Genomic DNA, 8,005 nt, shown 5'->3' with positions numbered 1-8,005 from the left:
ACCCGCCCCGCCTACGACACCGACTCCTTCTCCCGCTCTGACTACCAGAGCGGGCTGGGCAACCAGAGCGGAATCGGCAACCACGGCGGCCCCGCACGGCCGGAGTACCAGAACAGAATGGGCGAGGACACCGGTACCCACACCCGCCCCGCCTACGACACCGACTCCTTCTCCCGCTCTGACTACCAGAGCGGGCTGGGCAACCAGAGCGGAATCGGCAACCACGGCGGCCCCGCACGGCCGGAGTACCAGAACAGAATGGGCGAGGACACCGGTACCCACACCCGCCCCGCCTACGACAGTGGTTCGTTCTCCCGGTCCGACTACCAGGGCAGCATGGGCAACGACGGCGGCACCCACCAGCGCAACTCCTTCGACAGCGGAACCCACAACCGACCCGACTACCAGTCCGGAATCGGCAACCAGGACGCGCACGGCGGCGGCAACGCGCCGTTGTGGGGCGGCCAGGAGGACACCGGCGGTTTCGGGGCACCGAGCCGTCCGACGGTCCCGGGCGGGGGGCAGAACCCCGGTCAGCCCTCGCCGTTCGACCACGGTTCCGCGCTGCCGCCGGCCCCGTCCGGTGGCCAGGTCGGTCCGGCCTACCCGGCGGGGCCCGGCTACCCGACCGGCGGTTACCCGGCCGGGCAGCTTCGCGGCGACCTCCCCACGGCCTACCCGGGTCATACACAGCAGAGCGACCCCTACGGCCACCCGTCGCACCCCGGCCAGCAGGGCGGCCCGGGCGGCCCCGCCGCTCCTGGCGGGCCTGGCGGGTACTCCGACGTTCTGGGCGGCGGGTTTCCGCCGCAGCCGCCGGAACCCGACTACGGTTACCCGCCGCTGGACAGCTGGCAGCCACCGCGCGAGAACGAGGGCCAGGACGGCCCCCGGCAGCAGCAGGGACCGGGTCCTTACGGCCAGGACGGCTACGGCGGCCAGGACCCCTACGGTCGCCCCGCTCCGGGCCCGGACTACTACGAAGGCGGCTACGAGGACGGCCGCTTCCGCTAGGGCGCGACCCTAGCGGCCCTGGTTCGGACATCGCGGCCCAGGCATCACCACTTCACACATCCGAGGTGGCGGGACAACCCCCGCCACCTCGGTTTTTTCTGTCCCGGTTTGTCCAGGGGACGTGTGAAGTCGGGAAATTGGTTACCAAGAGCACAACAGTATGTAACACATAGTCACCAGCATTGACTACAGTTAGTTACTGACGAAGCACCCTTCGCGGTCCCGTTGTCGTCACGCGTTCAGCTGCGCACCCCCACTTCCGGACACTTCCGTCCTCGTGCGCCGACGCATACACATGCCTGGTCCAACCCGAACGGAGTAACCATGCGCAACGACGCCCAGGGAGCACCACCCGGTCGGCAGGAGGCCACCTCCTCGCTGCCCGGGACCCACACGGATCGCAAGGGAATCGCCGCCGACGTCGGCGCTTCCCTCGTGGTCTTCCTGGTCGCCGTCCCCTTGTCCCTGGGGATCGCCGTAGCCTCCGGCGCCCCACTGATCGCCGGGATCATCGCCGCCGTCGTCGGCGGTATCGTCGCCGGTCTGGTCGGCGGATCCGTGGTCCAGGTCAGCGGCCCGGCCGCCGGTCTGACCATCATCGTCGCTGACCTGATCATGACCTACGGGTGGCGGGTCACCTGCCTGATCACCCTGCTGGCCGGGCTGGTCCAACTCGCCCTGGGGGCCTTCCGTATCGCGCGGGCCGCCCTCGCCGTCTCCCCCGCCGTCGTGCACGGCATGCTCGCCGGGGTCGGCGTCACCATCGCCCTCGCCCAGCTGCACGTGGTCCTCGGCGGGGCCCCGCAGAGCTCCGCCCTGGCCAACATCACCGACCTGCCCCAGCAGATCGCGCACAACCACACCGCCGCGGTCGCGGTCGGCGTCATCACCGTCGCGATCATGTTCGGCTGGAACCGGCTGCCCGCCATCGGCAAGGTTCGGCCGGGGATGGTCCCCGCCGCGCTGGTCGCGGTGGGCACCGCTACCGCCATCGCCACCATGGGCCGCTGGGAGGTGGAGACCGTGGCCCTGCCCGCCTCGCTCTCCGAGGCCTGGAACGGCCCGATGCTGCCCGAGTCCGGCCAGTGGCACGGCATCGCCCTGGCCGTGGCCGCGGTCGCCATGGTCGCCAGCGTGGAGTCGTTGCTGGCCGCGATCGCGATCGACCGCCTGCACAACGGCCGCCGGGTCCAGCTCAACCGGGAACTGTGCGGTCAGGGCGCGGCCAACACCGTCAGCGGCGCCCTCGGCGGTCTGCCCATCGCCGGTGTCATCGTGCGCAGCACGGCCAACGTGCGGGCCGGGGCCCGCAGCCCGCTCTCCACCATTCTGCACGGTGTGTGGATCCTGCTGTTCGTCGCCTTCTTCGCGCACGTGGTCGAGCTCATCCCGATGCCCGCCCTGGCCGCACTGCTCGTGTTCATCGGCGTGCAGATGGTGTCCCTGGCCCACCTGCGCAACCTGCGCAGGCACCACGAGGCCAGCATCTACCTGGTGACCCTGTCGGGTGTGGTCTTCCTCGGCCTGTTGGAGGGCGTGTTCATCGGGTTCGCGCTGGCGATGATCATGGCGCTGCGCCGCCTGACCAAGCTGACCGTGGTCACCGAGGAGCGGGCCGACCGCGTGCACGTCACCGTGCACGGTTCGCTCACCTTCCTGGGCGTGCCCCGGCTGGCGCACGTGCTGCGCACCGTCCCCGAGGGCGCCAAGGTCGACCTGGACCTGCACGTGGACTTCATGGACCACGCCGCCTTCGAAGCCATCCACGCCTGGCGGGTGGACCACGAGCGCACCGGCGGCAGCGTCGACATCGACGAGGTCCACGAGAAGTGGTACGCGCGCAGCTCCACCAACTCGGCGCCGGTCGCCAAGACCATCCCCAAGGGCCGCTGGTGGGCCCCGTGGGACATGCGCCGGGAATCGGGGGCCGATCTGGCACCGAATCCGCTGGGGCTGCTCACCGCCGGCGCCCGTGAGTACCACGCTGGCACGGCGGACCGGATGCGTTCGGTGATGAGCCGACTCTCGCACGGCCAGTCCCCGACCGCGCTTTTCATCACCTGCGCGGACTCACGGGTGGTACCGAACCTGATCACCGCGAGCGGCCCGGGCGACCTGTTCACCCTGCGCAACGTGGGGAACCTGGTACCGCCGCACGGTAGCTCCGACTGTTCCGTGGGCGCGGCGGTGGAGTACGCGGTCAACGTCCTGCGGGTGCCCTCGATCGTGGTCTGCGGCCACTCGCACTGCGCGGCCATGCAGGCCCTGTCGGAGAAGACCCACGAGGGCCCCGACGAGGCCGAGACTACCCACATCCGCCGGTGGCTGGCCAACGGCCGGGGGAGCCTGCGCCGGGCCGGTACGCACCGGGGCGAACTGGCCGGACTGCCCGCACCGGAGGCGCTGCGCCGCCTGTCCCAGGCCAACGTGATCGAACAGCTCGGTAACCTCATGGGTTACCCGGCCGTCCGCGAACGGGTGGAGTCGGGTGAGCTGGCCCTGTCCGGGATGTACTACGACCTGGAGACCGCCAGGGTGCACCTGCTGGACGCTGGGACCGGTGAGTTCTCCCCCGTCCAGAGCGTCCAGGACGTGCCCGAGGCGGTACCGCACCCGCGTGGGGGCGCGGCACCGGATCAGTCGTTGGACGAGTCGTCGTCGGGCGCGTCGTCCCGCCCGTCCTGCTGAACACCTGAGGCCTGGTACGTGGCGAGCAGAATGATCACCACGATAGCCAGGATCGGCAGGCCGAAGAGGACCACCCAGAAGGCGGTGGATTCGAACAAGAGTCACCCATTCCCGTGAACGCGGATGCCCGACGGGCCGTCGACCCCGGCAAATGTCGGCCCACGGGCGTTCGCGCTCCGGGAAGCAACCGGGGTACGGAGCGCAGCCCCAATCTACCGGTGCCCCAGGGGATCAGACCATCACCGCCGGGCTGCAAGCCCGTACCCGTAACCCAGTGACCGGCTCCCCTTTTCAGGGATGATCTTGCTACCAGGGGCGAGATCGGCGCCGATCTCGCCCCTGGTAGCAAGATCATCGGGGAGTGCAGGGGTTTTACGCACCAGGCCGGATTCCGGACGCTCATACCCGCTTGCGCCGCCTCCGTCTTTTCGACGGCAGGCGCGGGGGAAGGAGAAGGCAGGAGGGGGAGTCGGCCGGTAAGCCGGATTCTGTCGGTTCTGAGAACCGGACGGTCATCCATCTGGGGCCGTCGTTGCCGACGACCTCGGTGCGGTCTACCCGCGGACTCGGGCGGGCCGCCCTCGAACATCCGCGCGGGAACCCGAAGGTTCCCTTTTTGACCTTGCTCCGGGTGGGGTTTACCTAGCCGGTCGGATCACTCCGACCGCTGGTGGTCTCTTACACCACCGTTTCACCCTTACCACCGCGAGCGGTGGCGGTCTGTTTTCTGTGGCACTGTCCCGCGGGTCACCCCGGGTCGGTGTTACCGACCACCCTGCCCTGTGGAGTCCGGACTTTCCTCGAACCCGCGCTGGGCGCGGGTCCGCGACCGTCTGGCCGACTCCCCCTCTGCCGGTCAGTCTACCGGCCCACAGGGGTACGGCGGCCCCGAAGGGCCCTAGGTTTCCAGGTGTGCGGTGTCGTTGAGCGAACGCACCACCTGGGGTCCGTCGGCGTAGCAGTCCACCTCGGTCAGGCACGCGGTGTCCAGGTGCATCCGGTACAGCGCGCCGATCGGGGCGAGCATCGCCTGTTGGACAGCGACCTTGATCGGGGTCACGTGGCTGACCACCAGGACGCGGCGGCCGCGGTGGCGTTCGAGGAGGGCGTCGCGGGCCTTGCCGACGCGGCGCGAGACCTCGGCGAAGCTCTCGCCGCCGGGCGGGCCCGTCTCGGGGTCGGACAGCCACCGGCTGACCTGCTCGGGGTCGCTCTCGCGGGCCTCGGCGAAGGTCAGCCCTTCCCAGGCTCCGAAGTCGGTCTCCACGAACCCCTCGTCCTCCTCGACGGCGAGGCCGAGGAGGTCCGCCGCGTACCCGGCGGTCTGCCGGGTGCGCAGCAGCGGCGAGGAGACCACCGCTTCGATCCCCCACCCGGCCAGGCGGCGCGCGGCCGCCTCGGCCTGGGCGTGGCCCTCGTCGGTGAGCGGGATGTCCCCGCGCCCAGCGAAGCGGCGTTCCACCGATAGCGGAGTCTGGCCATGCCGCAGCAGGACCAGACGGGTCGGCTCGGTGTCCGGCCCGCCCCAGCCGGTGCTCATTCGACGACGGGGGCGGTCAGACCCGACTCCTCGGTGCGCACCAGGATGCGGCGGCAGTCCTCGCAGCGCACGATCTGGTCGGCGGCGGTGGCGCGGATCTCGTTCAGCTCGACGGTGCTCAGCGCCAGCTTGCAGCCGTTGCAGCGGCCGTAGCGCAGCGGGGCGGCAGCCACACCGTCGTACTGGGCGCGCAGTTTGTCGTACAGGGCCAGCAGGTCGGCGGGGATCTCCGCGCTGACCCGCTCGCGGTCCTGGGTGACGCGCGTGCGGTCCCACTGGATCTCGGCGGCGGCGGTGTCCCGGCGGGCCGTGACCTCGGTGAACTTCGCGACCGCCGCCTCGCGCTCCTCGGTCAGGCGGGCGACCTCGGTGCCGAGCCCCTCGGCCTGCTCCATGACCTCCAGGACGACCTCCTCCAGCTCGGCCTGGCGGCGGCCCAGGGATTCGATCTCCGACTGCAGGTTCTGCAGCTCCTTGGCGTTGGTGATCTGGCCCGACTCCAGGCGCTTGGCGTCGCGGTCGGCACGGGAGCGCACCTGGTCGACGTCGCTCTCGGCCTTGCGCTGGTGGCGCTCGACGTCGGAGGCCTTGGTCTGGGCGGTGATGAGCTCGGCGTCGATGGCGTCGACGCGCTCCTTGAGCTGGGCCGCCTCGGCGATCTCGGTCAGGCTCCGGAGACGGTGGTCCAGACGCTCCAGCTGGGTGTCCAGCTCCTGAAGGTCGAGCAGTCTGGCCTGAGCGGCGGGTTCGGCTTTCACTTGGGGTCTCCTGAGAATCGCGGTTGGGAGGCCGGGGAGGCCGCCCGCGCCCTGTGCAGTTGTGGTGGTCGAGCAGTTGCTACACGTGGTCCGTATGTGCACTACCTGTGCGCTACGCGTGCTGGAAGGTCCGTGACCAGGCATCCGTCACGGTGGTTGACACGCGGATCTCCACGTTAGCCCCATCTGGACCACCCGTGCGCCCGAGCGCGTCGGCCAGGTGGGCGGCTCCGTCCTCCAACCAGGGCCACTCACTGGCGAAGTGGGCGGTGTCCACGAGCGCGGGCCCGCCCGGTTCCTCGATGAACTCCGAAGCCGGGTGGTGGCGCAGGTCGGAGGTGACGTAGGCGTCGACCCCGGCCGCGCGGGCCGCACCCAGCAGGGAATCACCCGCCCCACCGGAGACCGCGACGGTGCTGATGATCCGGTCCAGGTCACCGGCCACCCGGATACCGCCCGCGGTGGCGGGCAGCCCCTGGGCGACCCGCTCGGCGAAGTCGCGCAGGACGAGCGGCTCCTCCAGCTCACCGATCCGACCGATACCGCGCCGCCCCTCGGGGTCGGTGGCATCGGGCTCCAGCGGGCGCAGCAGGCCGGTGAGCCCGACCGCGCGGGCCAGGGCGTCGGACACCCCGGGCGCGGCGGTGTCGGCGTTGGTGTGCGCGGTGTACAGGGCCACCCCCGAACGGATCAGGCGGTGCACGATCCGGCCCTTGGGGGTGTCGGCGGCCACGCTGGTCACCCCGCGCAGCATCAGCGGGTGGTGCGTGATGACGAGGTCTGCGCCCCAGGTCACGGCCTCGTCGACCACCGCGTCCACCGGGTCGACCGCGAACAGGATCTTCTCCACCGTCTGCGCGGGGTCGCCGCAGACCAGACCGACCGCGTCCCAGGAGGCCGCCCACCGCGGCGGGTAGACCTCCTCGAAGGCGGCGGTGACGTCGGACAGGGTGACTGGCTGCGCGGTCGAGGTGCTCACGGCCAAGAGACTAGAGCATTCCCGACAGCCGGGTGGTGACCTCGGCGGGGGCGTCCCATTCGGCGGTGGCGCCCAGTGACAGCACCGCGGCCGTGTACTGGCAGACCAAATCCAGGGAGCCCGCGCTGAGACGGACCTCGCAGCACTCGGGGCCGCGGGGTTCGATCCGGCCGGGCAGCGGCCCGTACAACCGCCCGCGCACCTCCTCCTCGGCCAGGTCCAGAGTCATCGTGACCGTGTACCGGTAGGTGCCTCGGGCGAACAGCCGGGTGAGGAAGGTCGCGGGGTCGAGCGCGGGCAGCTCCCGGGGCTGGAAACGGCCGTGGGTGGGGCGCGCGTCGTGCAGCCGGTCCACCCGGAAGGTCCGCCAGTCGTCGCGATCGGTGTCGTGGGCGATCAGGTACCACTGGCCGCCGTGCGAGACCAGGTGGTGGGGCTCGACCCGGCGTTCGCTGCGGTTCCCGGCCCGGTCCCGGTACGTGAAGTCGGTGACCGCACGATCGTGGCGGCAGGCGGCCAGCATCCCGAGCACGGTCGGGTCCGCCCCCTGAGCCTCGGGGTGCCGGACCACGGACGCGGCCCCGCTGACCGCCGCCAGCCGGGGGCGCAGCCGGGCGGGCAGGACCCGTTCGAGTTTGGCCAGGGCGCGCAGCGCGCTGTCCTCGAACCCGGTGGCGGTGGTCAGGGCCAGCGCGATCGCCACCGCCTCCTCGTCGTCCAGCAGCAGCGGCGGCAGGTCCTGCCCGGAGGCCAGCCGGTACCCGCCCGCCACACCGGGGGTGCCCTCCACCCGGTAGTCGAGGTCGCGCAGGCGTTCCACGTCCCGGCGCAGGGTGCGGGCGCTGACCCCGAGCCGTTCGGTGAGTTCGGCGCCGCTCCACTCACGTCGGACCTGAAGCAGGGACAGCAGCCGCAGCAACCGCTGCGGCAGGGTTCCCCGCACCGAATCCCCGATTTCCCGGACCTCCCCGCCCGCCCCGATCCGTTCGCGCATGTCTTCCATGCTGCCAGCCATTGCGGCCAGGA

Annotated in this window: 6 protein-coding genes, 1 other RNA gene and 1 pseudogene; 2 read left to right on the top strand and 6 right to left on the bottom strand. The window is 71.1% G+C overall.

Annotation, left to right across the window (positions count from 1 at the left end):
• Positions 1 to 1,014, top strand: a pseudogene (locus D457_RS36160) (hypothetical protein); the annotation flags it as partial.
• 324 nt (positions 1,015 to 1,338) lie between these two features.
• Complete coding sequence (locus tag D457_RS0112470; RefSeq protein ID WP_017581003.1) at positions 1,339 to 3,702, top strand: SulP family inorganic anion transporter; 2,364 nt, start codon at positions 1,339 to 1,341, stop codon at positions 3,700 to 3,702.
• On the opposite strand, the gene D457_RS36415 is transcribed toward D457_RS0112470, so the two are convergent.
• The 6 genes from D457_RS36415 to D457_RS0112445 form a co-directional block, all read right to left on the bottom strand.
• Positions 3,651 to 3,800, bottom strand: coding sequence for a hypothetical protein (locus D457_RS36415; RefSeq protein WP_169542738.1), 150 nt, complete (start codon positions 3,798 to 3,800; stop codon positions 3,651 to 3,653). The two genes, D457_RS0112470 and D457_RS36415, sit on opposite strands and share 52 nt — an antisense overlap.
• A gap of 363 nt (positions 3,801 to 4,163) precedes the next feature.
• Positions 4,164 to 4,547: RNase P RNA component class A (gene rnpB / locus D457_RS34085), an RNA gene on the bottom strand.
• A 53-nt stretch (positions 4,548 to 4,600) separates the two neighbouring features.
• Positions 4,601 to 5,242, bottom strand: a complete 642-nt coding sequence (locus D457_RS0112460; RefSeq protein WP_017581002.1) for a histidine phosphatase family protein — start codon at positions 5,240 to 5,242, stop codon at positions 4,601 to 4,603.
• Positions 5,239 to 6,000, bottom strand: coding sequence for a zinc ribbon domain-containing protein (locus D457_RS0112455; protein ID WP_017581001.1), 762 nt, complete (start codon positions 5,998 to 6,000; stop codon positions 5,239 to 5,241). Before D457_RS0112455 ends, D457_RS0112460 begins: the two co-directional genes overlap by 4 nt.
• Positions 6,001 to 6,112: 112 nt before the next feature.
• Positions 6,113 to 6,985 carry a Nif3-like dinuclear metal center hexameric protein gene (locus tag D457_RS0112450; RefSeq protein ID WP_017581000.1) on the bottom strand — a complete coding sequence of 291 codons (873 nt, stop codon included), beginning with the start codon at positions 6,983 to 6,985 and terminating at the stop codon, positions 6,113 to 6,115.
• Positions 6,986 to 6,989: 4 nt separating this feature from the next.
• Positions 6,990 to 7,994 carry a helix-turn-helix transcriptional regulator gene (locus D457_RS0112445; RefSeq protein WP_239646082.1) on the bottom strand — a complete coding sequence of 335 codons (1,005 nt, stop codon included), beginning with the start codon at positions 7,992 to 7,994 and terminating at the stop codon, positions 6,990 to 6,992.
• Positions 7,995 to 8,005 lie beyond the last annotated feature (11 nt).

The sequence above is a fragment of the Nocardiopsis valliformis DSM 45023 genome, assembly GCF_000340985.1.
Classification (GTDB): domain Bacteria; phylum Actinomycetota; class Actinomycetes; order Streptosporangiales; family Streptosporangiaceae; genus Nocardiopsis; species Nocardiopsis exhalans.
Note: the sequence above shows the minus strand (reverse complement) of the source record. Positions and strands in the feature narration are given on the sequence as shown.